This is a genomic window from Pseudomonas fluorescens group sp. PF-1 (genome assembly GCF_054481335.1).
In genome coordinates, this window is sequence record NZ_JBTMNG010000002.1 from 16367 (window position 1) to 39822 (window position 23456).

Genomic DNA, 23456 nt, shown 5'->3' on the forward strand with positions numbered 1-23456 from the left:
GGCGCATCCCCTATGCGTACCAACACTCAAACCAAACGAGAGCTGGACAAGATCGACCGCAACATCCTGCGGATCCTGCAAGCGGACGGGCGTATCTCCTTCACCGAGCTGGGGGAGAAGGTCGGACTCTCAACCACGCCCTGCACAGAGCGGGTGCGGCGCCTGGAACGCGAAGGGATCATCATGGGTTACTACGCGCGGCTCAATCCGCAGCACCTCAAGGGCAGCCTTCTGGTGTTCGTGGAGATCAGTCTCGACTACAAGTCCGGCGACACTTTCGAAGAGTTCCGACGCGCGGTGCTGAAGCTGCCACACGTGCTGGAGTGCCATTTGGTGTCAGGGGATTTCGACTATTTGGTGAAGGCACGGATCTCCGAAATGGCCTCGTACCGCAAGCTGCTGGGCGACATCCTGCTCAAGCTGCCCCATGTGCGCGAATCCAAGAGTTACATCGTGATGGAAGAGGTGAAAGAGAGCTTGAATTTGCCGATTGCGGATTGAAGCGCTGCGTTGTCAGGTCTGGCCCCATCGCTAGCAGGCGAGCTCCCACAATTGATCTTCAGCGGACACACATTCTGTGCATGACACAGATCCAGTGTGGGAGCTAGCCCGCTAGCGATTACAGGCGACTCGGTCTTCCCTCAGACGAGGACCTGCCGATTCGAAGCCATGTACTCGAACACCTGCTTCTCCACCCGCGGATGAATCAGCTCCACCGGTCCCCGGCCATTAGGGCACGGCAAGCGCTTGGTCGTGCCGAACAACCGGCAGATCAGCGGCCGCTCTTCATACACCGTGCAACCGTTCGGTCCCAGGTGCACACAGTTGAGTGCCTCCATCGCCGCGTCCTGCTCGGCCCGGGTCTTGCGCGGCAGGCGCGACATTTCTTCCGGCGAGGTCGTCACCGGACCACAGCAGTCATGGCAGCCGGGGACGCACTCGAACGAGGGAATCTGCTGGCGAAGCGTGCGGATTTTCTGACTGTTGCAGCTCATCGAAGCGGTGACCGATATCGGAATAGAGCGTGATTCTGACGCAAAAGCCCTTTTCCAGACAGCAGCAACCGACCAATGTTGCCCGTCTGCGAAGGTCCGGCTTATGCTCCGTCAAATTTTATAAACACAAGAATCAGGATCACGCAGATGACTGCTCGTGCTCGGCAACCCGTCTCGAACCACCAGCACACGGCCTCCTACTACGCCGCCAGCAGCTTGCCGCAGCCGCAGCATCCGGTGCTCAAGGGCGAAGTGCTGGCCGACGTGTGCGTGGTCGGCGGCGGGTTCTCGGGATTGAACACGGCACTTGAACTGGCCGAACGCGGCCTCGGCGTGGTGTTGCTCGAAGCGCACAAGATCGGTTGGGGCGCCAGCGGACGCAATGGCGGGCAGTTGATTCGCGGTGTCGGGCACGGCCTCGATCAGTTCGCCAACGTGATCGGTGCGGACGGTGTGCGTCAGATGAAACTCATGGGCCTGGAAGCGGTGGAAATCGTCAGACAGCGCGTCGAGCGATTTCAGATCCCCTGCGACTTGACCTGGGGCTACTGCGACCTGGCCAACAAACCCCGCGACCTCGAAGGCTTCGCCGAAGACGCCGAAGAACTGCGCAGCCTCGGGTATCGCTACGAAACCCGCCTGCTGCAACCCCATGAGATGCACACGGTGGTGGGCTCCGAGCGCTACGTCGGCGGTCTTGTCGACATGGGTTCCGGGCACCTGCACCCCCTGAACCTGGCACTGGGCGAAGCGGCTGCCGCACAACGATTGGGCGTCAAACTATTCGAACAGTCCGCCGTTACCCGAATCGATTACGGCCCCGAGATCAAGGTTCATACCGCCCAAGGCTCGGTCCGCGCCAAGACCCTGGTACTGGGCTGCAATGCTTACCTCAATCAACTCAATCCGCAACTCAGCGGCAAGGTGTTGCCCGCCGGCAGTTACATCATCGCCACCGAACCATTGAGCGAGGAACAGGCACACGCTTTGCTGCCGCAAAACATGGCGGTCTGTGATCAGCGGGTGGCGCTGGATTACTACCGGCTCTCGGCGGATCGACGCTTGCTGTTCGGCGGCGCCTGCCATTACTCAGGTCGCGACCCGAAAGACATCGCCGCCTATATGCGGCCAAAAATGCTGGACGTGTTCCCGCAGTTGGCCGGCGTGAAGATCGATTATCAATGGGGAGGCATGATCGGCATCGGCGCCAATCGCTTGCCTCAGATCGGTCGACTCAACGACCAGCCGAACGTGTATTACGCTCAGGCCTATTCCGGCCATGGTGTGAATGCCACGCACCTGGCGGGCAGGTTACTGGCCGAGGCCATCAGTGGTCAGCACAGCGGTGGGTTCGATCTGTTCGCCAAGGTGCCACACATCACCTTCCCCGGCGGCAAGCATCTGCGCTCGCCATTGTTGGCGCTGGGGATGTTGTGGCATCGGCTGAAAGAGTGGGTTTGAAGGATTGATTTCGCTCTTACCTGCTACATCGCGAGCAAGCTTGCCCCCACGGGTCCATCTCATCCCTGTGGGAGCGAGCTTGCTCGCGATTGGTTCGCCACTCAGATCCGCCAGAAAGGCTTGAGCCCCTCCTCCCGTGCCTGTTCACGGGTCAGCCCGACATCCTTGAGCTGCTCGGGCGTCAGCCTCAGCAACGCCTTGCGCGTGTGCAGACGATGCCAGAACAGATCCCAGCGACTCAGGCCGGACGGTGCGTTGCGCATGACGGACCTCTGCGCACCGTTGCCCTGCCCTGCCACCAGTTCCTGACTGTGTAACGTCAGCCGCACATCGCTCAAGCCGTTCATTTTCATCGCTCCTGTTTACTTGGGTAGCCAGAGATTCCATGATGCGCGGGCGAGCAAAACCATTACAGATTCAACAGCCATGTATTATCCCCATACAGATTTGCTGTTCGAAGCACTGAATTGTCGATTTTTGCCACATCTGTACTGGTTGACCGAATCCCCCGCACCGAGGCAGTGCCATGACCCTTTATGTGAACCTCGCCGAATTACTCGGCACGCGTATCGAACAGGGCTTCTATCGCCCGGGTGACCGCCTGCCGTCGGTACGGGCGCTGAGCGTTGAACATGGGGTCAGCCTGAGCACGGTGCAGCAGGCCTATCGCATGCTGGAAGACAGCGGGCTGGCCACGCCAAAACCCAAATCCGGGTACTTCGTGCCGGTCGGTCGCGAGCTGCCGGAACTGCCGGCGATCGGTCGCCCGGCCCAACGCCCTGTGGACATTTCGCAATGGGATCAGGTGCTGGAGCTGATCCGCGCGGTACCGCGCAAGGATGTGGTGCAACTGGGTCGCGGCATGCCGGACATCACCACGCCCACCCTCAAACCGCTATTGCGCGGTCTGGCACAGTTGAGCCGCCGGCAGGACATGCCCGGTCTGTATTACGACAACATCCACGGCAATCTCGGCCTGCGCGAACAGATTGCACGCCTGATGCTCGATTCCGGCTGCCAACTGAGCCCCGGCGACCTGGTGGTGACCACCGGATGCCATGAAGCGCTGTCCACCAGCATTCGGGCGATCTGCGGGCCGGGCGACATCGTGGCAGTCGACTCACCGAGCTTTCACGGCGCCATGCAAACCCTCAAGGGCCTGGGCATGAAAGCCCTGGAAATCCCTACCGACCCGCTCACCGGCATCAGCCTGGAAGCGCTGGAGCTGGCATTGGAACAATGGCCGATCAAGGCCATACAGTTGACCCCCAACTGCAACAACCCGCTGGGCTACATCATGCCGGAGTCGCGCAAACGCTCGCTTTTGACGCTCGCACAGCGTTTCGACGTGGCGATCATCGAGGACGATGTGTATGGCGAACTTTCCTACACATACCCGCGCCCTCGCACGATCAAATCCTTCGACGAGGACGGCCGCGTCTTACTGTGCAGTTCATTTTCCAAGACGCTGGCCCCCGGCCTGCGCATCGGCTGGGTGGCGCCCGGTCGTTATCTGGAGCGGGTGCTGCACATGAAATACATCAGCACCGGCTCCACGGCGCCACAGCCACAGATTGCCATCGCCGAATTCCTCAAGGGCGGCCATTTCGAACCCCATTTGCGGCGGATGCGTACGCAATACCAGCGCAATCGCGACGCCATGATCGACTGGGTCACCCGCTACTTCCCGGCGGGCACGCGCGCCAGTCGCCCACAAGGCAGCTTCATGCTGTGGGTTGAATTGCCGGAAGGATTCGACACCCTGAAACTGAATCGGGCCTTGCACGACCAGGGCGTACAGATTGCCGTCGGCAGCATCTTTTCCGCCTCGGGCAAGTACCGCAATTGCCTGCGGATGAACTACGCTGCCAAACCGACAGCACAGATCGAAGACGCGGTGCGCAAGGTCGGCGCTGCGGCCATTCAATTGCTGGCCGAAACCAGCGAGCTCAACGACTGACCTTTCTGCGGATACCAACGTCCATATGCCAATACCTGCCGCCAACCGGAACGATCCCACGTGAGAGTCACAAAGCCTCTGCTTGCTCTTGTGTTACTGGCCTCGCTCCTCGGCAGCTGCGCCAGTCTCGACGTGCAGCGCGAACCGAGCCAGGCGCTGCCAGCCAATGATTCGGCATTCGGTCGCTCGGTCCAGGCCCAGGCAGCGCCCCATCAAGGGCAGTCCGGTTTTCGCCTGCTCTCGGACAGCACCGAGGCCTTCACTGCGCGCGCCGAGCTGATCCGCAATGCGCAACGCAGCCTCGATTTGCAGTACTACATCATTCACGACGGCATCAGTACACGAATGCTGGCGAATGAACTGCTCAAGGCCGCTGACCGTGGCGTGCGCGTGCGCATCCTGATCGACGACACCACCAGCGACGGCCTGGACTTCACCATCGCCACGATGGCGGCGCATCCGCAGATCCAGATTCGCGTGTTCAACCCGCTGAATCTGGGCCGCAGCACCGGCGTGACGCGGGCCATGGGCCGCTTGTTCAACCTGTCGCGGCAACACCGGCGCATGCACAACAAACTGTGGCTGGCCGACAACAGCATGGCCATCGTCGGGGGACGCAATTTGGGGGACGAGTATTTCGATGCCGAACCCAACCTGAACTTCACCGACATCGACATGCTTGGCGCAGGCCCGGTTGCCGAGCAGCTGGGACACAGTTTCGACCAGTACTGGAACAGCGCCCTGAGCAAACCGATCGATGGGTTTCTCTACAGCAAACCGACCGCCAAGGACCTGGAAAATACCCGGACCCGGCTCGAAGAATCCCTGGAGGAAACACGCAAAGAGAACCACGCACTCTACAAACACCTGATGACTTACGCGACCAAACCGCGCCTGGATATTTGGCGAAAAGAGCTGATCTGGGCCTGGAACCAGGCGCTGTGGGATGCACCAAGCAAGGTGCTGGCCGATGGCGAACCAGACCCTCAGTTGCTGTTGACCACGCAATTGGCGCCCGAACTCGATGGCGTCAGCAAAGAATTGATCATGGTCTCGGCCTATTTCGTGCCGGGCCAGCCGGGGCTGGTATACCTGACCGGGCGCGCCGACGCCGGGGTCTCAGTGCGGCTGCTGACCAACTCGCTGGAGGCCACGGACGTACCGGCGGTGCATGGCGGTTATGCACCGTATCGCAAGGCGCTGCTGGAACACGGCGTGCAACTGTTCGAGTTACGCCGCCAGCCTGGCGAAGGCGGCAGCGGCCCTAACCTGTTCTACAGCCGATCCTATCGCGGCTCCGATTCCAGCCTGCACAGCAAGGCGATCATCTTCGACCAGCAGAAAGCCTTCATCGGCTCGTTCAATTTCGATCCGCGCTCGGTGCTGTGGAACACCGAAGTCGGAGTACTGGTGGACAGCCCGGAGCTTGCGGCACACGCGCGTGAACTGGCGCTGCAAGGCATGGCACCGCCCCTGAGCTACAAAGTGGAACTGGAAAAAAGCCAGATTGTCTGGGTCACCGAAGACAACGGCAAACTGCACACCCTGACCAGCGAGCCAGGCAGTTGGTGGCGGCACTTCAATGCCTGGTTCAGTAATACGGTTGGCCTGGAACGGATGTTATGACCCTGCGGGAGCACGTTCCCACAGGTGTCAGGCCGGTTCGGCAACCGAGCCAAATGCCCCTTGCCGCGACACCACGATCAGCACGCCCAACGCCCCCGCCGCCATCAGCAACGGCAAGGCGTGCCCGCTGATCCACTGGCTGCCGGCACCGGCCAGCAAAGGTCCGATCAGGCAACCGATGCCCCATAATTGCGCGATGTGCGCATTGGCCCTGACCAGCGCATCGTCGCGATAACGTTCACCGATCAGAATCAGCGACAAGGTGAACAACCCACCCGCGCTGGCGCCGAACAATACCCACAGCGGCCAGATCAGCAGCGTGTCGATCAGCAACGGAATGGCCAGACTCGACCCCAGCAGCACCACCGCGCACCCGGTAAACAAGGTGCGCCGCGACAAGCGATCGGCCAACGCGCCAATCGGTAACTGCAACACGGCATCACCCACCACCACCGTACTGACCATCGCCAGAGCGATTTCCGTGGTGAACCCCTGGCGCAAGCAGTAGACCGGCAGCAGCGTCAGGATCATCGCTTCGAACGCAGCGAACAGCGACACCGCCCAGGCAATCGCCGGCAGCCCCCTGCAGAACTCAAGCAAATCCCTCAAGGTCACGCTACCGGCCTCACTGCTCGGCGCACCGCTGCGACCGAGCAATAGAAACGGTGCCGCCATCAGCAAGCTGACACCCACCCAAAAACCATAATCGTGCTCGGTGCCAAGAAAGCCCAGCAACACCGGTCCGGCCAACTGACTCAGCGCATAACTGCTGCCATACAGCGCGACCAGGCGCCCACGCCATTGCTCGACCACCAGTTGGTTGATCCAGCTTTCACCGATGATGAATACAAGCGTCAGGATCACCCCGATCATCAGCCGCAGCACCAGCCAGATCGGGTAGCTCGGCAACAGCGCCAGCAAGCCGATGGAAACCGCTCCGGCCCACAGGCATAGACGCATCAAATTGGCCGTACCAAGGCGCGCCGCCAGACGACTGGAAATTTTCGCCCCGACCAATACGCCAATGGCCGGCATCGCCGCCATCACACCGATAGCAAACGAGCCGTAACCCCAGCTTTCCAGGCGAAACGACACCAGCGGCATGCTGACACCCAGGGCCAGGCCGACACTCAAGACAGACGCCAACACGGCGAAATACGTCGCCCAACGCATGTTCCACGCTCCTGTGGATAATTTTTCTGTACGGCACAAAACACTGTGGGAGATCTATGGTTGAGGGGAAGCCCTCAGTCATAGATCTCCCACAAGGGATCTGTGTCGTTTGGGAAGCCTGACCTGGATCAGGCTTCCCTACTGACTTACAACTTGATCCAGGTCGCCTTCAGCTCGGTGTACTTGTCGAACGCGTGCAGCGACTTGTCGCGACCGTTGCCGGACTGCTTGAAGCCACCGAACGGTGCAGTCATGTCGCCGCCATCGTACTGGTTGACCCACACGCTACCGGCACGCAGTGCGCGGGCGGTCAGGTGCGCCTTGGAGATATCGGAAGTCCACACTGCTGCGGCCAGACCATACGGCGTGTCGTTGGCGATCGCGACGGCTTCTTCGGCGCTGTCGAAGGTGATGACCGACAACACTGGCCCGAAGATTTCTTCCTGGGCAATTTTCATCGCGTTGCTCACGCCGTCGAAAATCGTCGGTTCAACGTAGGTGCCACCGGTTTCCTGGAGGATGCGTTTACCACCGGCTACCAGTTTGGCGCCGTCGGTGTGACCGGACTCGATGTAGGACAGCACGGTGTTCATCTGCTGGGTATCCACCAGCGCGCCGACGTTGGTCGCCGGATCCAGCGGGTTGCCCGGCTTCCAGGTTTTCAGGGCTTCGATCACCAGTGGCAGGAATTTGTCCTTGATCGAACGCTCCACCAGCAGGCGCGAACCGGCGGTGCAGACTTCGCCCTGGTTGAAGGCGATAGCACCCGCAGCAGCTTCAGCGGCCTCCTGCAGGTTCGGCGCGTCGGCGAACACGATGTTCGGGCTCTTGCCGCCGGCTTCGAGCCAGACGCGCTTCATGTTCGATTCGCCGGAGTAGATCAGCAGTTGCTTGGCGATCTTGGTCGAACCGGTGAACACCAGGGTGTCGACGTCGTTATGCAGGGCCAGGGCCTTGCCAACGGTATGACCGTAACCCGGCAGGACGTTGAGCACGCCTTTCGGAATCCCGGCTTCGACTGCCAGAGCAGCGATGCGGATGGCGGTCAGCGGCGATTTTTCCGATGGCTTGAGGATCACCGAGTTACCGGTGGACAGCGCCGGGCCGAGTTTCCAGCACGCCATCATCAATGGGAAGTTCCACGGCACGATGGCGCTGACAACGCCGACCGGTTCGCGCGTCACCAGACCCAGTTGATCGTGCGGGGTAGCTGCGACTTCGTCGTAGATCTTGTCGATGGCTTCGCCGCTCCAGCTCAGGGCTTGCGCTGCGCCGGGAACGTCGATGTACAGGGAATCGCTGATCGGCTTGCCCATGTCCAGGGTTTCAAGCAGGGCCAGCTCTTCGGCGTGCTGTTTGAGCAGGCCGGCAAAACGAATCATGGTGGCTTTGCGTTTGGTCGGCGCCAGGCGCGACCAGACACCGGAATTGAAGGTGGCACGGGCGTTTTCAACAGCGCGCTGGGCGTCGGCGGCATCGCAGCTGGCGATTTTGCCCAACAGACGGCCATCGACCGGGCTGATGCACTCGAAGGTCTCGCCGGAGACAGCATCGGTGTATTCGCCATTGATGTAGGCGCGGCCTTCGATCTTCAGATCGCGAGCCCGTTGCTCCCAGTCGGCACGAGTCAGGGTGGTCATACGAGTGTCCTCCTCTTATTGAATACGACACCCGCGTTCTTCGCGGGCGCTGTCAGGAATTCTGCCCGGTCAGCCTGCTTTCGGCCCAAGGCAACTGCCACCCTAAACCAGCGGCAGGGGAAGTTTCAATATATTTGACACAAGGCCGGTAAACGACCTTGCGATGTTCATTTTAATAAACATAGACTTTGGCGATACCAACAATAACGGAGGAATACAACAATGAGCATCCAGAACATCGTCGACTTCGGCCAGGCCACCACCGAGCCCGAGCGCTATCGACCAGACCCGGCAAAGGTGCTCAAGGGCGATCCTGAGCAAGTGGTCTACAACCACTACAACAGTCCTTGCGGCCAATTGAATGCCGGCGTGTGGGAAGGCGCAGTCGGCCAGTGGCTGGTGAACTTCACCGAGCATGAATATTGCGAAATCGTTCAGGGCGTTTCCGTCCTGCGCGATAACGATGGCAACAGCAAAACCGTGCGCGCAGGTGATCGCTTCGTCATCCCGGCCGGTTTCCGGGGCACCTGGGAAGTGCTGGAGCCTTGCCGCAAGATTTATGTGGCGTTTGAGCAGAAGGCCTGAAGACTTTCATTGCCTGGACCACCCTCATCGCGGGCAAGCCACGCCCCCATAGAGATCTGCGTCGTTTGCGAAACCTCTGGAAGCGGGCTGGCTCCGGGCGAATCTACGCCGATGAGGCCCTGACAAACATCACAAAGCTCAAGCAACAAAAAAGGCCCGTATCTCGCGATACGGGCCTTTTTCGTAAGAGGGAAAAATCAATTACTTGATTTTGCCTTCTTTGTAGATCACGTGCTTGCGAACAACCGGATCAAATTTCTTGATCTCGATTTTGTCCGGAGTAGTACGCTTGTTCTTGTCGGTAGTGTAGAAGTGACCAGTACCGGCGCTCGAAATCAAACGAATCAATTCACGCATGATTAGCTCCCTTAGATCTTGCCGGCTTTGCGGATTTCGGCCAGCACGGCAGTGATGCCACGCTTGTCGATGATACGCATGCCTTTGGCAGATACGCGCAGACGCACGAAACGTTTCTCTTCTTCAACCCAGAAGCGGTGATGCTGCAGGTTCGGCAGGAAACGACGACGGGTTTTGTTGTTTGCGTGGGAAATGTTATTCCCAGTCACCGGACCCTTACCGGTAACTTGACAGACTCTAGACATGCCTCAGCCCTCTAAAACCACATGCCCAACCCGGCATGGGTTGGCCGCTTAATCTCTCAGTCATTTGGCGCCAGGCGCCGCGTTTCTTTAAGGGTCTTACCGGCTACACCTACAAACGAAGGAACCGGGCCCCTAGAAAAGAGCGCTGCTTTATACCAGAAAGACTAGAGAGCAACAACATTCGCTGTACATTGAGTTGATAAAAACCCTGTTTTTCGAGCGTCAGGCGCTTTGGATAAAGGCTATCGTCGACTTCTACCGCTCGTCGCAGAGAATCGCCCGACACGCCGTCCCAGCGTTTTTTCCAACCGGCACACAGCAAAATCAGTCGCCTATAGTCTCCTCAAAATCAAAAAGGGGATAGTCATTTGCAATCGAGCCCACTAGGGTAAGCCTTTTCCAGACTGCACTTGCAGATGGGCCTTCGATCTGTAAAGGAACCCGACCATGCGCCTCGCTGCCCTACCGTTGTTGCTCGCCCCGTTTTTGCTGAGCCCACAGGCCTTCGCCGCCGCCCTGAGCGTCTGCACCGAGGCCAGCCCGGAAGGCTTTGACGTGGTGCAGTACAACTCGCTGACCACCACCAACGCCTCGGCCGACGTACTGATGAATCGGCTGGTGGACTTCGACACCGCCAGCGGCAAAGTGATCGCCAGCCTGGCGGACAGCTGGGAAGTCAGCCCCGATGGCCTGATCTACGTCTTCAAACTGCGACCGCAGGTGAAATTCCATCGCACCGAGTATTTCAGCCCGACCCGCGAATTGACCGCCGAAGACGTCAAATTCAGCTTCGACCGCATGCTTGACCCCGCCAACCCGTGGCACCAGGTTGCCCAGAGCGGTTTCCCCCATGCGCAATCGATGCAATTGCCAGCGCTGATCAAGAAAATCGACGCCCTTGACCCACTGACCGTGCGCTTCACCCTCGACCACCCGGACTCGACCTTCCTCGCGACCCTGAGCATGGGTTTCGCCTCGATCTACTCGGCTGAATACGCGGACAAATTGTTGAAGGCCGGCACCACAGACAAGCTCAACAACCAGCCAATCGGCACCGGCCCGTTTGTTTTCACGCGTTTCCAGAAGGATGCCTCGGTTCGCTACAAAGCCAACCCGGACTACTTTGGCGGCAAACCGTCCGTGGACCCGCTGATCTTCGCCATCACCCCGGACGCGAACGTGCGCTTGCAGAAGTTGCGCCGCAACGAGTGCCAGATCGCCCTGTCGCCCAAACCGCTGGACGTACAGGCCGCGCTGAAAGAGCCGACCCTGAAAGTGGAAAAGACTGACGCCTTCATGACCGCATTCGTTGGCATCAACAGCCAACATCCACCGCTGGACAAGCCCGAAGTGCGACAGGCAATCAACCTCGCCTTCGATAAGGCCAACTACGTCAAAGCCGTGTTCGAGGACACCGCCGAAGCGGCGAACGGCCCGTACCCACCCAACACCTGGAGCTACGCGAAAAACCTGCCGGGCTACCCCCATGACATCGAGAAAGCCAAGGCCTTGATGGTCAAGGCCGGGCTCAAGGACGGCTTCCAGACCACCATCTGGACCCGCCCTTCCGGCAGTCTGCTGAACCCCAACCCGAGCCTCGGCGCGCAGCTGCTGCAATCTGACCTCGCGGAAATCGGCATTCAGGCCGAGATCCGCGTGATCGAATGGGGCGAACTGATCCGCCGCGCCAAGGCCGGTGAGCATGACCTGCTGTTCATGGGATGGGCTGGCGACAATGGTGACCCGGACAACTTCCTCACGCCGCAGTTTTCCTGCGCGGCAGTCAAATCCGGCACCAACTTCGCACGCTATTGCAATGCGGATCTGGACAAGCTGATCAGTGCCGGCAAAACCACCGGCGAGCAAGGCGTTCGCACCAAGCTTTATGAGCAAGCGCAAGCGCAGATCCAGCAACAGGCGCTGTGGCTACCGCTGGCTCATCCGACGGCTTTCACCCTGACGCGCAAAAATGTCGAGGGTTATTCAGTCAGCCCGTTTGGGCGTCAGGACTATTCGAAGGTCAAACTGTAGGAGCAAGCTTGCTCGCGATGATCGTCAACGATAAAGCGGGAAACCTGACATCCCCTGGCGTTCGCGGGCTCATCGCGAGCAAGTTCGTTCCTGCCGTGATGCACTACTCACATCCACCCATACTCGGCCATGGACAACGGATCGCCGTCGCCGATGATGAAATGATCCAGCACCCGCACATCGATCAACTCCAGCGCCTTTTGCAAACGCTTGGTCAACACCCGATCAGCCTGACTGGGGTCGGAGTTCCCTGACGGGTGGTTGTGGCAGAGGATCAAGGCTGCTGCATTGTTAGCCAGCGCACGCTTGACCACCTCCCGCGGATGCACACTCGTATTGTCGATGGACCCTCGAAACAGCGTTTCGAAGCTCAGTACCTGATGTTTGGAGTCCAGAAACAGGCAACCGAACACTTCATGCGGTTCGTGACGCAGCATCGATTTCAGATATTCTCGGACCACGTGAGGGTTTTCCAGTGCCGGTTTCTGGCGCGCCCGTTCAGCCAAATGCCGCCGGCTCATTTCCTGGGCTGCCTGCAATTGAGCGAATTTTGCCGGGCCCAGCCCCAAATGCATGCTGAACATGACCTGATCGGCCTCGAGGAGTGCGCGCAGACTGCCAAACTGGCCCAGCAGATGCCGCGCCAGATCCACCGCGCTTTTGCCGGATACGCCGGTTCGTAAAAATATCGCCAGTAGCTCGGCGTCTGAAAGACTCGCGGCTCCCAGTGTCAGTAATCTCTCCCGCGGCCGCTCCGCCGCCGGCCAATTGCGAATACTCATAGCACCTCCCTGTCTGTGGGCGCCGCTGTTCCGTAGCGGACGCTGTGATATCGTAGCCCATCTTTTTTGCTGGCGAATTCATCCCTGGGGAGGGGGTATCGCCAAGCAGCCACCAACGAATTGAAAGGCAGACCTATGCAGCGGCTGTATCGGAAACGCATCGTTCTGGGCGTCGGCGGCGGTATCGCTGCCTATAAAAGCGCCGATCTGGTTCGCCGCCTGATGGACCAGGGCGCCGAAGTGCGCGTAGTCATGACCCGTGGCGGCGCCGAGTTCATCACCCCGCTGACCATGCAGGCCCTGTCCGGGCACCCGGTTCATCTGGATCTGCTGGATCCGGCAGCCGAAGCCGCCATGGGTCACATCGAACTGGCGAAATGGGCCGATCTGGTATTGATCGCGCCGGCCACCGCCGACCTGATCGCTCGTCTTGCCCAAGGCATTGCCGATGATTTGCTGACCACACTGGTGCTGGCCACCGACGCGGTCGTCGCCGTCGCCCCGGCGATGAACCAGGCCATGTGGCGCGATCCGGCGACCCAGGCCAACCTGCAAACCCTTGAAAGTCGCGACCTGAAAGTCTTTGGCCCAGCCTCTGGCAGCCAGGCCTGCGGCGACGTCGGCCTGGGGCGCATGCTCGAAGCCACCGATCTGGCCCAGTGCGCCGCCGACTGCTTCCAGCGCCAGGCGCTGACCGGCAAGCACGTGCTGATCACCGCTGGCCCGACCCAGGAAAACATCGACCCGGTGCGCTACATCACCAACCACAGCTCCGGAAAAATGGGTTTCGCCCTCGCTGAAGCAGCTGTTGAGGCCGGCGCTCGAGTGACGCTGATCACCGGCCCCGTGCATCTGCCGACCCCGGACCGTGTCACACGCATCGACGTGGTCAGTGCCCGCGACATGCTTGCCGCCTGCGAAGCTGCGATCCCCTGCGACCTGTTCATCGCCTCTGCCGCAGTTGCGGACTACCGCCCGGAAGTAGTCGCACCACAAAAACTTAAGAAAGATCCTACGAACGGCGACGGCTTGTTGCTGCAAATGGTGCGCAACCCGGACATCCTGGCCAGCATCGCGACACGCCCCGACCGTCCGTTCAGTGTTGGTTTCGCCGCTGAAACCGAACACCTGCTCGATTACGCTGCCCGCAAGTTGAAAGACAAGAACCTCGATTTGATCGTCGCCAACGACGTCGCCAACCCGAGCATTGGCTTCAACAGCGAAGAAAACGCCTGCAGTGTGATCGACCGCGAGCTTCACGCCACACTTTTCGCCCAGACCAGCAAGGGCAAGATTGCTCGTCAGCTGATCACTTTTATCGCCGAACGTCTGAACCAGGTTTAATTTACATGCACGCTTTGCAAGCCAAGATCCTCGACCCCCGCATCGGTACCGAATTTCCGTTGCCGCAATACGCCACACCGGGCTCCGCCGGCCTCGACCTGCGCGCCATGCTGGAGCAGGACATCGTGATCAAACCGGGTGAAACCGTGCTGATCCCTACCGGCCTGTCGGTGTACATCGGCGATCCGAACCTCGCCGCGCTGATCCTGCCGCGCTCCGGCCTGGGCCATAAGCACGGTATCGTGCTGGGCAACCTGGTGGGCCTGATTGACTCTGATTACCAGGGCCCGCTGATGGTTTCTTGCTGGAACCGTGGCCAGACCGACTTCACGATGGCGGTGGGCGAGCGTCTGGCGCAACTGGTGCTGGTACCGGTGGTGCAGGCACATTTCGAGATGGTCGAAGAGTTCGTCGAGACCCAGCGCGGTACCGGCGGTTTCGGTCATTCCGGTAGCCATTGATCCGATAGAGGATCTCTGTGGCGAGAAAGCGCTCTCGCCACGGATTTCAAACGGCCCCAACAGTAAGGTTGCCCGCCCAAAATCAAGGCATTGGCCAACCCGTTAGCCGCTGACTTCGGCAAGATGGCCTTTTCGCACCACGAACTCTCTGTGTAAAACGCCGTCATACCCTTCAGTTTGAGTCTGCCGAGTCACTCGCAGGCAGGTCCAACCACATTCGAGATGGAGTTTCCCCAGATGAGCACCCCGGCCCAAATTGCCCCCAAGTTCCCAGACAGCATCTTCCGCGCCTATGACATTCGCGGCACCGTCCCGGAATTTCTGAACGCAGAAACGGCCTACTGGCTCGGTCGCGCCATCGGTGCACAGAGCCTCGCGCAGGGCGAACCCAACGTATCCGTTGGCCGTGACGGTCGCCTGTCCGGCCCGGAGCTGGTGGAAAAATTGATTCAAGGCCTGGCCGAAAGCGGTTGCCACGTCAGCGATGTCGGCCTGGTGCCAACGCCAGCGCTGTACTACGCCGCCAATATCCTGGCCGGCAAATCCGGCGTGATGCTGACCGGCAGCCACAACCCGTCGAACTACAACGGTTTCAAGATCGTCATCGCCGGCGATACCTTGGCCAACGAACAGATCCAGGCCCTGCACGACCGCCTCAAAAACAACGACCTGAGCAGCGGCAAGGGCAGCATCACCAAAGTCGAGATCCTCGACCGTTACACCACCGAAATCGTCCAGGACGTCAAACTGGCCCGTCGCCTGAAAGTGGTCGTGGACTGTGGCAATGGCGCGGCCGGTGTGATCGCTCCGCAATTGATCGAAGCGTTGAACTGCGAAGTCATTCCGCTGTTCTGCGAAGTCGACGGCAACTTCCCGAACCACCACCCGGATCCGGGCAAGCCTGAAAACCTCGTTGACCTGATCGCCAAGGTCAAGGAAACCAACGCTGATATCGGCCTGGCCTTCGACGGCGATGGCGATCGCGTCGGCGTCGTGACCAACACGGGCAGCATCGTCTATCCGGACCGCCTGCTGATGCTGTTCGCCCGCGACGTGGTGGCGCGCAACCCGGACGCGGAAATCATCTTCGACGTCAAATGCACCCGTCGCCTGATCCCGCTGATCAAGGAGTACGGCGGCCGTCCGCTGATGTGGAAGACCGGTCACTCGCTGATCAAAAAGAAAATGAAACAATCCGGCGCCCTGCTGGCCGGCGAAATGAGCGGGCATATCTTCTTCAAGGAGCGCTGGTTCGGTTTCGACGACGGCATTTACAGCGCCGCGCGGCTACTGGAGATCCTCAGCAAGGAAAAATCATCGGCCGAAGAGCTGTTCGCGACCTTCCCGAATGATATTTCTACGCCGGAAATCAATATCCATGTGACCGAAGAGAGCAAATTCAGCATCATTGATGCACTGCACGACGCGCAGTGGGGCGCAGGCGCCGACCTGACCACCATTGACGGCGTGCGAGTCGACTATGCCAAAGGCTGGGGCCTGGTTCGCGCATCCAACACCACACCGGTGCTGGTGCTGCGTTTCGAGGCCGATGACGAGGCTGAATTGCAGCGCATCAAGGACGTCTTCAAAGTCCAACTGAAGCGTGTTGCACCTGATCTCCAACTACCGTTTTGATTTATTGAAGCACCGGAGCCCTGAATGACCCTCGAACGCGAAGCCGCCGCCAACACCGCCAAGGTCCTGTCCGAAGCGCTGCCTTACATTCGCCGCTACGTCGGCAAGACACTGGTGATCAAATACGGCGGCAACGCGATGGAAAGCGAGGAGCTGAAAACCGGCTTCGCCCGCGACATCGTGCTGATGAAAGCCGTGGGCATCAACCCGGTGGTCGTTCACGGCGGCGGCCCGCAAATCGGTGATTTGCTCAAGCGCCTGTCGATCGAAAGCCATTTCGTCGATGGCATGCGCGTCACCGACGCTGCGACCATGGACGTTGTGGAAATGGTTCTCGGTGGCCAGGTCAACAAGGACATCGTCAACCTGATCAACCGCCATGGCGGCAGCGCCATAGGCCTGACCGGTAAAGACGCCGGGCTGATCCGCGCGAAGAAGCTCACCGTCACTCGCCAGACGCCGGAGATGACCCAACCGGAAATCATCGACATCGGTCAGGTGGGCGAAGTGGTCGGGATCAACACCGAACTGCTGAACCTGCTGGTCAAAGGCAACTTCATTCCGGTGATCGCGCCTATCGGCGTCGGTGAGAACGGCGAGTCTTACAACATCAATGCTGACCTGGTGGCCGGTAAAGTCGCCGAAGCGCTGAAAGCCGAGAAGCTGATGCTGCTGACCAACATTGCCGGCCTGATGGACAAGTCGGGCAAGGTCCTGACCGGCCTGAGCACTCAGCAAGTCGACGACCTGATCGCCGATGGCACTATCTACGGCGGCATGTTGCCGAAGATCCGTTGCGCACTGGAAGCGGTTCAGGGCGGCGTCGGCAGCTCGCTGATCATCGACGGTCGCGTGCCGAATGCGATCCTGCTGGAAATCTTCACCGATACCGGTGTGGGCACCTTGATCAGCAATCGCAAGCGTCACTAAGCGATCGCGCAAATAAAAAGACCCTGCTCAGCCTGGCTGAGCGGGGTCTTTTTTTGTTTGCGATCCTTGTAAGAGCGAGCCTGGGATTGCGCTTAGACGCCGAACTGGGCGCGGTAAGCCTCTACCGCCGGCAAGTGCTGCTTGAGCTGTGGATCGTCGGCCAGAAACTCCAATACCTGATTCAGCGAAACGATGCTGATCACCGGAATGCCGAAGTCGCGCTCCACTTCCTGAATCGCCGACAGCTCGCCGTTGCCACGCTCCTGACGGTTCAGGGCGATCAACACGCCAGCGGCCTTGGCGCCTTCCTGAGACGCGATGATCTGCATCACTTCACGGATGGCGGTGCCAGCGGTGATCACGTCGTCAATGATCAGTACGTTACCGGTCAATGGCGCGCCGACCAGGCTGCCGCCTTCGCCGTGGGCCTTGGCTTCCTTGCGGTTGAAGCACCAGGGCAGGTCACGGTTGTGGTGCTCTGCCAACGCCACGGCGGTAGTCGCCGCCAACGGGATGCCTTTGTAGGCCGGACCGAACAGCACATCGAAGGAAATACCGCTCTCGGCGATGGCCGCGGCGTAGAAACGCCCCAGCTGCGCCAGGGCAGCACCCGTATTGAACAGGCCCGCATTGAAGAAGTAAGGACTGGTACGCCCGGACTTCAGGGTGAACTCACCGAAGCGCAAAACGCCGCGATCGATGGCAAAACGAATGAAATCGCGTTGATACGCTTGCATGGAAAAACCCCAAATACCACGGATTTAGCTAATTAGCTTGACGCCGTGTATCATACACGCACGCGATTTTTGGGGCCATTTATGCGGATCATCAGTGTGAACGTCAATGGTATTCAGGCAGCAGTCGAGCGTGGTTTGCTCAGTTGGCTGCAAGCACAGAATGCCGACGTCATCTGCCTGCAGGACACCCGCGCCTCCGCCTTTGAACTGGACGATCCAGCCTTCCAACTGGATGGATACTTCCTTTATGCCTGCGATGCCGAAGTCCCCGCCCAAGGTGGCGTGGCTTTGTATTCGCGGCTGCAACCGAAGGCTGTCATCAGCGGTCTTGGTTTCGAGACGGCCGACCGCTACGGGCGCTACCTGCAAGCCGATTTCGACAAGGTCAGCATCGCGACCTTGCTGCTCCCTTCAGGGCAGAACGGCGATGAAGACTTGAACCAGAAGTTCAAGCTAATGGACGACTTCGCCCGTTATCTCGATAAACAGCGACGCAAACGTCGCGAGTACATTTATTGTGGCTCGTTGTACGTAGCGCAACAGAAGCTGGATATCAAGAACTGGCGCGACAGCCAGCAATCCCCGGGCTTCCTGGCACCTGAACGTGCCTGGATGGACGAGATTGTCGGCAACATGGGCTATGTCGATGCCCTGCGCGAAGTCAGCCGTGAAGGCGATCAGTACAGCTGGTGGCCGGATAATGAACAAGCCGAAATGCTCAATCTCGGTTGGCGTTTCGACTATCAGCTGCTGACCCCGGGCCTGCGTCGTTTCGTACGCAGCGCACGCTTGCCGCGCCAGCCGCGCTTCTCGCAACACGCGCCGCTGATCGTGGACTACGACTGGACGCTGACCATCTAAGCGTTGTGCCGAATGAAAAAATGCCCGTATCGCAAGATACGGGCATTTTTTTGCATCATCGGCGGTGTTCGGCTCTTCAGGCAGCGGCGAAGATCGGCAACGCAAGGTATGACTTGATCACGATCACATTAATGATGTCGATGAAGAAAGCTCCCACCATCGGCACCACTAGAAACGCTATCTGTGAAGGTCCGTAACGCTGAGTCACCGCTTGCATGTTAGCGATCGCCGTTGGCGTGGCGCCCAGCCCGAACCCGCAGTGTCCTGCTGCCAGCACTGCGGCATCGTAGTTGCCGCCCATGACCCTGAAGGTCACGAACATCGCAAACAGCGCCATGACCAGCGTTTGCGCCGCCAGGATAATGAAAATGGGCAAAGCCAGTGCGGCTAGGTCCCAAAGCTTGAGTGACATCAGCGCAATCGCCAGAAACAGCGACAAGCTGACATTACCCAGCACGGAAACTTCACGCTCAAACACCTGATACAAGCCAAGCGCTGAAAGCCCGTTGCGTAAAACCACACCCACGAACAAGACACAAACGAACGTTGGCAGCTCGAAGGCCGTGTCTTTCAGCAGGCCGTTCAGGAGTGAACCCACCAGCAAGCTGACGGCGATCAGGGCGAGCGTCTCGATAAACGAAAATGGCGTGATCGAGCGCTCTTTGTTCGGTTGCTCGAAGCCCTTTGGCATCCCTGGCTTCGCTTGCTCGAGACCAGGTACCTGGACACGGTTGATGAGCAGGCGAGCGACCGGTCCCCCAATCAATCCGCCCAGCACCAGGCCAAACGTTGCAGAAGCCATCGCAAGCTCGGAAGCAGAAGCCAGACCATACTTCTCACTGAACGTCGCGCTCCACGCAGCGCCTGTACCGTGCCCACCCGCCAGCGTAACGGAGCCTGTCAACAGGCCCATCAACGGATCGAGCCCCAACGCCGTTGCGAGACCGATGCCCATGGCATTCTGAACCACCAGAAGCCCGATGACCGCCAGTAGAAAAACCCCCACTACGCGCCCGCCTTTCTTCAAGCTGGCGAAGTCTGCACTCAAGCCAATGGTCGCAAAAAACGCCAACATCAAGGGTGTTTGCAGCGAGGTATCAAATCGAACTTCAATGTCCAGGCTTCGCAAGGCCAGAAGAACCAGAGCAACCAGCAGACCGCCTGCTACAGGCTCAGGGATATTGTAGGTGCGTAAAAAACCAACGCGCGTGACAAGTCCGCGCCCCAGTAACAGCACCAGGGAGGCAGCCACAAGTGTTCCGTAAAAATCGAGCTGAAGCATTGTGATAATTCATTTACATATATTCAGGGGCGAACTTTTTACCTGGACTCGCCTCTTGAACAGGTTGATATATCAACGCTGATTAATTGAGATTCAAGTACCGTCAATGGTTTGAATATATCGAAATATTTCTTGATGAATATTACTTGGCGCAACCTTATCAACCACGCAGCCCCATTGCCAAGCAGACAGGCCGTGATGAAGCCTTGCAGTTGTGACTAAACGTGTAAGACGAATCCATACAAGTGTGTGAGAAAATTTCTGCAGCGCCTGAATTCCGTAATGGCAACTGTTACACACAACTTGAAACATTCAGCTGCACTTAGAATAGCCAACACCCCGAAATTGAAGCATTGACTTAAATCGGGAAAGACGACCGAGTAAAGTCGACTTCTCTAGACAACAACTTGCGCCTACAGGGGACGGGTTGCTTATTTGATCAGACGCCAGGTGAACGGATACCGATAAGGCACCCCTTCATTGGCCTTCACGCCAGCAATGATCGTCAGCACTAACGCACCGATCGCGATCAAACCAAACAGGAAGAACCCGATGATGACGACCATCAGCAGGAAGCAAATGGCAGATGCAATAGCAACGGTCAGCTGAAAGTTCAGCGCTTCCTTTCCCTGCGCATCGACAAACGGGTCCATCTCTCGCTTCATCTGCCAGAGAATCAACGGCCCGATCAGCGTACCGAACGGAATCCAGATCCCCAGCAAGGCGGACAAGTGACAAAACATCGCCCACTGCCGAGCTTCTTTGCTCGGGGTGGGAAGCAGTTGCTGTTCGTCACTCATGGCGTCCTCCTTGCCTTGGATCATTCCGGTTAGTCGGCCAGCGCAGCCTTTTGCAGGTCGAAGATTTCGTTCATGCCTTTCTTCGCCAGCTCGAGCATGGCGTTCAGCTCTTCAGGCTGGAACGGCGCGCCTTCGGCAGTGCCCTGGACTTCGATGAAGCCACCGGTACTGGTCATCACCACGTTCAGGTCGGTCTCGGCAGCCGAGTCTTCCAGGTAATCGAGGTCAAGCACTGGCTCGCCCTGATACATACCCACCGAAACGGCACCGATCATTTGTTTGAGCGGGTCGCCGCCTTTGAGGCCGCCGCGCTTCTTGATCACTTTCAAGGCATCGACCAAGGCAACCATGGCGCCGGTGATGGACGCGGTGCGGGTGCCGCCGTCGGCCTGGATCACGTCGCAGTCGACGTACAGGGTGACGTCGCCCAGCTTGGACATGTCCAGTGCTGCGCGCAGGGAACGGCCGATCAGGCGCTGGATTTCCAGGGTACGGCCGCCTTGCTTGCCGCGACTCGCTTCACGCTGGTTACGCTCGCCGGTGGCACGCGGCAGCATGCCGTATTCGGCGGTCAACCAGCCCTGGCCCTGACCTTTGAGAAAACGCGGCACGCCGTTTTCCACGCTGACGGTGCAGATGACTTTGGTATCACCGAACTCGACCAGTACAGATCCCTCGGCGTGTTTGGTGTAGTTGCGGGTAATGCGGATCGAGCGGAGCTGATCGGCAGCGCGACCACTTGGACGTTTCATAAGGGATACCTGTACGGGGACGGAAAACTGCGGAGCATTATAGAGCCGACGGCCACCGCTGGGCACTTCTAAAAAAATCCTCCGACGACCGAAGGCTCTGAACAGCCCATCGCCGGAGCGTTGCAGCCATTTGTGACAGCCTGTGTTTGGGCGCATCCGCGCCACTGCGCTACAATCCTGCGCCTTTGCTGCCAGTCGGCTTAAATTCATTGATATCGGATGACCGGAATCGCTGTTCCGGCCGATCTGCATTGCGAGGTACCTCCATGGTGCACAGCATGACCGCCTTCGCCCGCGTCGAAAAAGCCGGCGTTCAGGGCACCCTGAGCTGGGAACTGCGCTCGGTCAACAGCCGCTACCTGGAACCCCATTTGCGTCTGCCCGAGTCTTTTCGTGACCTCGAAGGCGCCGTTCGCGAAGCGCTGCGCCAGGGCGTATCCCGAGGCAAGCTCGAATGCACCCTGCGCTTCACCGAAGAAAACACGGGCAAACCGCTGCAAGTCGATCAGGCGCGCGCCGCGCAATTGGTCGCCGCCGCCGAGACGATCGCCAGCCTGATCAAAAATCCGGCAGCGCTGAACCCCCTCGAAGTCCTGGCCTGGCCCGGCGTGCTGGTAGGCGATGCCACCGACCCGCAAGCGCTGAACGCCGAAGCACTGGCACTGTTCAACCAGGGCCTGAAAGAACTCAAGGCCGGTCGCGAGCGCGAAGGCGCAGAGCTGGCGCGGTTGATCAACGAGCGCCTGACCTCCATTGAAGAAGACGTGGTGACCTTGCGCGAACTGGTCCCGCAGATGCTCGCCACCCAGCGCCAGAAAGTCCTCGACCGCTTCGCCGACATGAAAGCCGAGATGGACCCGCAGCGCCTGGAGCAGGAAATGGTCATGCTCGCGCAAAAAAGCGACGTCGCCGAAGAACTGGATCGCCTGAGCACTCACATCATCGAAGTTCGCCGGGTACTCAAGTCCGGTGGCGCTGCCGGGCGGCGCCTGGATTTCCTGATGCAGGAACTCAACCGCGAAGCCAACACACTGGGCTCCAAAGCCTTCGACCCGCGCAGCACCCAGGCTGCGGTCAACCTCAAGGTGTTGATCGAGCAGATGCGCGAACAAGTGCAGAATATTGAGTAAGGCATTCCCGACATGACCCACAGCACCGGCACCCTGTACATCATTTCCGCCCCTTCGGGCGCGGGCAAAAGCAGCCTGGTCAAGGCCCTGACCGACGCCGATCCGGAGATCCGCGTCTCGATCTCCCACACCACCCGCGCCATGCGCCCCGGTGAAGTGAACGGCGTGAACTACCACTTCGTCGAACGCGGTGAGTTCGTGAAGATGATCGAACACGGGGATTTCCTCGAGCGCGCCGAAGTCTTCGGCAACCTCTATGGCACCTCGCAAAGCCACCTGCAGCAGACCCTCGACGAAGGCCACGACCTGATCCTGGAAATCGACTGGCAGGGTGCCGAGCAAGTGCGTCAACTGATGCCCAAGGCCCGCTCGATCTTCATTTTGCCGCCATCGCTTCAGGCCCTGCACCAGCGCCTGACCAACCGTGGCCAGGACAGCGACGAGATCATCGACGGCCGGATGCGCGAAGCTGTCAGCGAAATGAGCCACTACGTCGACTACGACTACCTGATCATCAACGACGATTTCGCCCACGCACTGAACGACCTGAAGGCGATTTTCCGCGCCAATCAGCTGCAACAGAAACGCCAACAACAGCGTTTTGGCAAGTTGCTGGCTGAATTGCTCGACTAATCAGCTCTTCCCAAAACCGCTGCAAGGGCTTTACAT

General features: G+C 59.3%; 23 protein-coding genes and 1 pseudogene. 13 read left to right on the top strand and 11 right to left on the bottom strand.

Annotated features, from left to right (window positions below):
- Positions 1 to 12: 12 nt before the first annotated feature.
- A complete protein-coding gene (locus tag ACX3YD_RS14740) occupies positions 13 to 501 on the top strand; it encodes an Lrp/AsnC ligand binding domain-containing protein (RefSeq protein WP_047535058.1) in 489 nt (162 codons plus the stop codon).
- Between the two features lie 140 nt (positions 502 to 641).
- Here ACX3YD_RS14740 and ACX3YD_RS14745 read toward each other — a convergent pair whose 3' ends face one another.
- Positions 642 to 995 (bottom strand): YkgJ family cysteine cluster protein, encoded by a 354-nt coding sequence (locus tag ACX3YD_RS14745; protein WP_103402929.1) that lies wholly within the window; start codon positions 993 to 995, stop codon positions 642 to 644.
- Between the two features lie 147 nt (positions 996 to 1142).
- On the opposite strand from ACX3YD_RS14745, the gene ACX3YD_RS14750 reads away from it, so the two are divergent.
- Positions 1143 to 2456, top strand: a complete 1314-nt coding sequence (locus ACX3YD_RS14750) for an NAD(P)/FAD-dependent oxidoreductase (RefSeq protein WP_458960423.1) — start codon at positions 1143 to 1145, stop codon at positions 2454 to 2456.
- Positions 2457 to 2557: 101 nt separating this feature from the next.
- Here ACX3YD_RS14750 and ACX3YD_RS14755 read toward each other — a convergent pair whose 3' ends face one another.
- On the bottom strand, positions 2558 to 2803 hold the full coding sequence (locus tag ACX3YD_RS14755) for a DUF1127 domain-containing protein (protein ID WP_103402931.1): 246 nt from the start codon (positions 2801 to 2803) through the stop codon (positions 2558 to 2560).
- Positions 2804 to 2982: 179 nt separating this feature from the next.
- Between ACX3YD_RS14755 and ACX3YD_RS14760 the strand changes: the two genes are divergently transcribed.
- Entirely contained in the window at positions 2983 to 4416 is a 1434-nt protein-coding gene (locus ACX3YD_RS14760; RefSeq protein ID WP_103402932.1) for an aminotransferase-like domain-containing protein, read from the top strand.
- Between the two features lie 60 nt (positions 4417 to 4476).
- Entirely contained in the window at positions 4477 to 6042 is a 1566-nt protein-coding gene (locus ACX3YD_RS14765) for a phospholipase D family protein (protein WP_458960424.1), read from the top strand.
- A gap of 27 nt (positions 6043 to 6069) precedes the next feature.
- On the opposite strand, the gene ACX3YD_RS14770 is transcribed toward ACX3YD_RS14765, so the two are convergent.
- Together ACX3YD_RS14770 and ACX3YD_RS14775 are read right to left on the bottom strand one after the other, a co-directional pair.
- On the bottom strand, positions 6070 to 7215 hold the full coding sequence (locus ACX3YD_RS14770; RefSeq protein ID WP_458960425.1) for an MFS transporter: 1146 nt from the start codon (positions 7213 to 7215) through the stop codon (positions 6070 to 6072).
- Positions 7216 to 7361: 146 nt separating this feature from the next.
- Positions 7362 to 8855: an aldehyde dehydrogenase gene (locus ACX3YD_RS14775; RefSeq protein WP_090466368.1), complete on the bottom strand. Its 1494-nt coding sequence runs from the start codon at positions 8853 to 8855 to the stop codon at positions 7362 to 7364.
- 222 nt (positions 8856 to 9077) lie between these two features.
- Here ACX3YD_RS14775 and ACX3YD_RS14780 point away from each other — a divergent pair, with 222 nt between their 5' ends.
- Positions 9078 to 9440, top strand: coding sequence for a cupin domain-containing protein (locus tag ACX3YD_RS14780; RefSeq protein WP_047535073.1), 363 nt, complete (start codon positions 9078 to 9080; stop codon positions 9438 to 9440).
- A gap of 201 nt (positions 9441 to 9641) precedes the next feature.
- On the opposite strand, the gene rpmG is transcribed toward ACX3YD_RS14780, so the two are convergent.
- Together rpmG and rpmB are read right to left on the bottom strand one after the other, a co-directional pair.
- Complete coding sequence (gene rpmG / locus ACX3YD_RS14785; RefSeq protein WP_007894709.1) at positions 9642 to 9797, bottom strand: 50S ribosomal protein L33; 156 nt, start codon at positions 9795 to 9797, stop codon at positions 9642 to 9644.
- Between the two features lie 11 nt (positions 9798 to 9808).
- Positions 9809 to 10042, bottom strand: a complete 234-nt coding sequence (gene rpmB / locus ACX3YD_RS14790) for a 50S ribosomal protein L28 (RefSeq protein ID WP_034147715.1) — start codon at positions 10040 to 10042, stop codon at positions 9809 to 9811.
- A gap of 447 nt (positions 10043 to 10489) precedes the next feature.
- Here rpmB and ACX3YD_RS14795 point away from each other — a divergent pair, with 447 nt between their 5' ends.
- The gene (locus ACX3YD_RS14795) at positions 10490 to 12073 is read left to right on the top strand and encodes an ABC transporter substrate-binding protein (protein ID WP_458960426.1); all 1584 of its coding nucleotides are present in this window, start codon (positions 10490 to 10492) and stop codon (positions 12071 to 12073) included.
- 107 nt (positions 12074 to 12180) lie between these two features.
- Here the strand turns inward: ACX3YD_RS14795 and radC are convergent, their stop codons facing one another.
- Positions 12181 to 12855 carry a RadC family protein gene (radC, locus tag ACX3YD_RS14800; protein ID WP_047535082.1) on the bottom strand — a complete coding sequence of 225 codons (675 nt, stop codon included), beginning with the start codon at positions 12853 to 12855 and terminating at the stop codon, positions 12181 to 12183.
- Positions 12856 to 12990: 135 nt separating this feature from the next.
- On the opposite strand from radC, the gene coaBC reads away from it, so the two are divergent.
- The 4 genes and pseudogenes from coaBC (at position 12991) to argB (ending at position 17225) form a co-directional block, all read left to right on the top strand.
- A complete protein-coding gene (gene coaBC, locus ACX3YD_RS14805) occupies positions 12991 to 14199 on the top strand; it encodes a bifunctional phosphopantothenoylcysteine decarboxylase/phosphopantothenate--cysteine ligase CoaBC (protein WP_047535086.1) in 1209 nt (402 codons plus the stop codon).
- Positions 14200 to 14204: 5 nt separating this feature from the next.
- Positions 14205 to 14660, top strand: coding sequence for a dUTP diphosphatase (dut, locus tag ACX3YD_RS14810; protein WP_047535088.1), 456 nt, complete (start codon positions 14205 to 14207; stop codon positions 14658 to 14660).
- A 231-nt stretch (positions 14661 to 14891) separates the two neighbouring features.
- Positions 14892 to 16295: pseudogene (locus tag ACX3YD_RS14815) on the top strand (phosphomannomutase/phosphoglucomutase); the annotation flags it as partial.
- A gap of 24 nt (positions 16296 to 16319) precedes the next feature.
- Positions 16320 to 17225 (top strand): acetylglutamate kinase, encoded by a 906-nt coding sequence (argB, locus tag ACX3YD_RS14820; RefSeq protein ID WP_047535093.1) that lies wholly within the window; start codon positions 16320 to 16322, stop codon positions 17223 to 17225.
- 92 nt (positions 17226 to 17317) lie between these two features.
- Here the strand turns inward: argB and pyrE are convergent, their stop codons facing one another.
- The gene (gene pyrE / locus ACX3YD_RS14825) at positions 17318 to 17962 is read right to left on the bottom strand and encodes an orotate phosphoribosyltransferase (RefSeq protein WP_047535097.1); all 645 of its coding nucleotides are present in this window, start codon (positions 17960 to 17962) and stop codon (positions 17318 to 17320) included.
- 81 nt (positions 17963 to 18043) lie between these two features.
- Between pyrE and ACX3YD_RS14830 the strand changes: the two genes are divergently transcribed.
- Entirely contained in the window at positions 18044 to 18823 is a 780-nt protein-coding gene (locus ACX3YD_RS14830) for an exodeoxyribonuclease III (RefSeq protein ID WP_003176915.1), read from the top strand.
- 76 nt (positions 18824 to 18899) lie between these two features.
- On the opposite strand, the gene gltS is transcribed toward ACX3YD_RS14830, so the two are convergent.
- From gltS to rph, 3 genes are all read right to left on the bottom strand, one after another.
- Complete coding sequence (gltS, locus tag ACX3YD_RS14835) at positions 18900 to 20105, bottom strand: sodium/glutamate symporter (RefSeq protein WP_103402937.1); 1206 nt, start codon at positions 20103 to 20105, stop codon at positions 18900 to 18902.
- A 431-nt stretch (positions 20106 to 20536) separates the two neighbouring features.
- Positions 20537 to 20905: a DUF4870 domain-containing protein gene (locus ACX3YD_RS14840; RefSeq protein ID WP_047535107.1), complete on the bottom strand. Its 369-nt coding sequence runs from the start codon at positions 20903 to 20905 to the stop codon at positions 20537 to 20539.
- Positions 20906 to 20934: 29 nt separating this feature from the next.
- The gene (gene rph, locus ACX3YD_RS14845) at positions 20935 to 21657 is read right to left on the bottom strand and encodes a ribonuclease PH (protein WP_047535109.1); all 723 of its coding nucleotides are present in this window, start codon (positions 21655 to 21657) and stop codon (positions 20935 to 20937) included.
- Between the two features lie 266 nt (positions 21658 to 21923).
- Here rph and ACX3YD_RS14850 point away from each other — a divergent pair, with 266 nt between their 5' ends.
- Positions 21924 to 22787, top strand: coding sequence for a YicC/YloC family endoribonuclease (locus ACX3YD_RS14850; protein ID WP_103402939.1), 864 nt, complete (start codon positions 21924 to 21926; stop codon positions 22785 to 22787).
- Between the two features lie 12 nt (positions 22788 to 22799).
- Complete coding sequence (gene gmk, locus ACX3YD_RS14855) at positions 22800 to 23420, top strand: guanylate kinase (protein WP_458960427.1); 621 nt, start codon at positions 22800 to 22802, stop codon at positions 23418 to 23420.
- Positions 23421 to 23456: the final 36 nt, after the last annotated feature.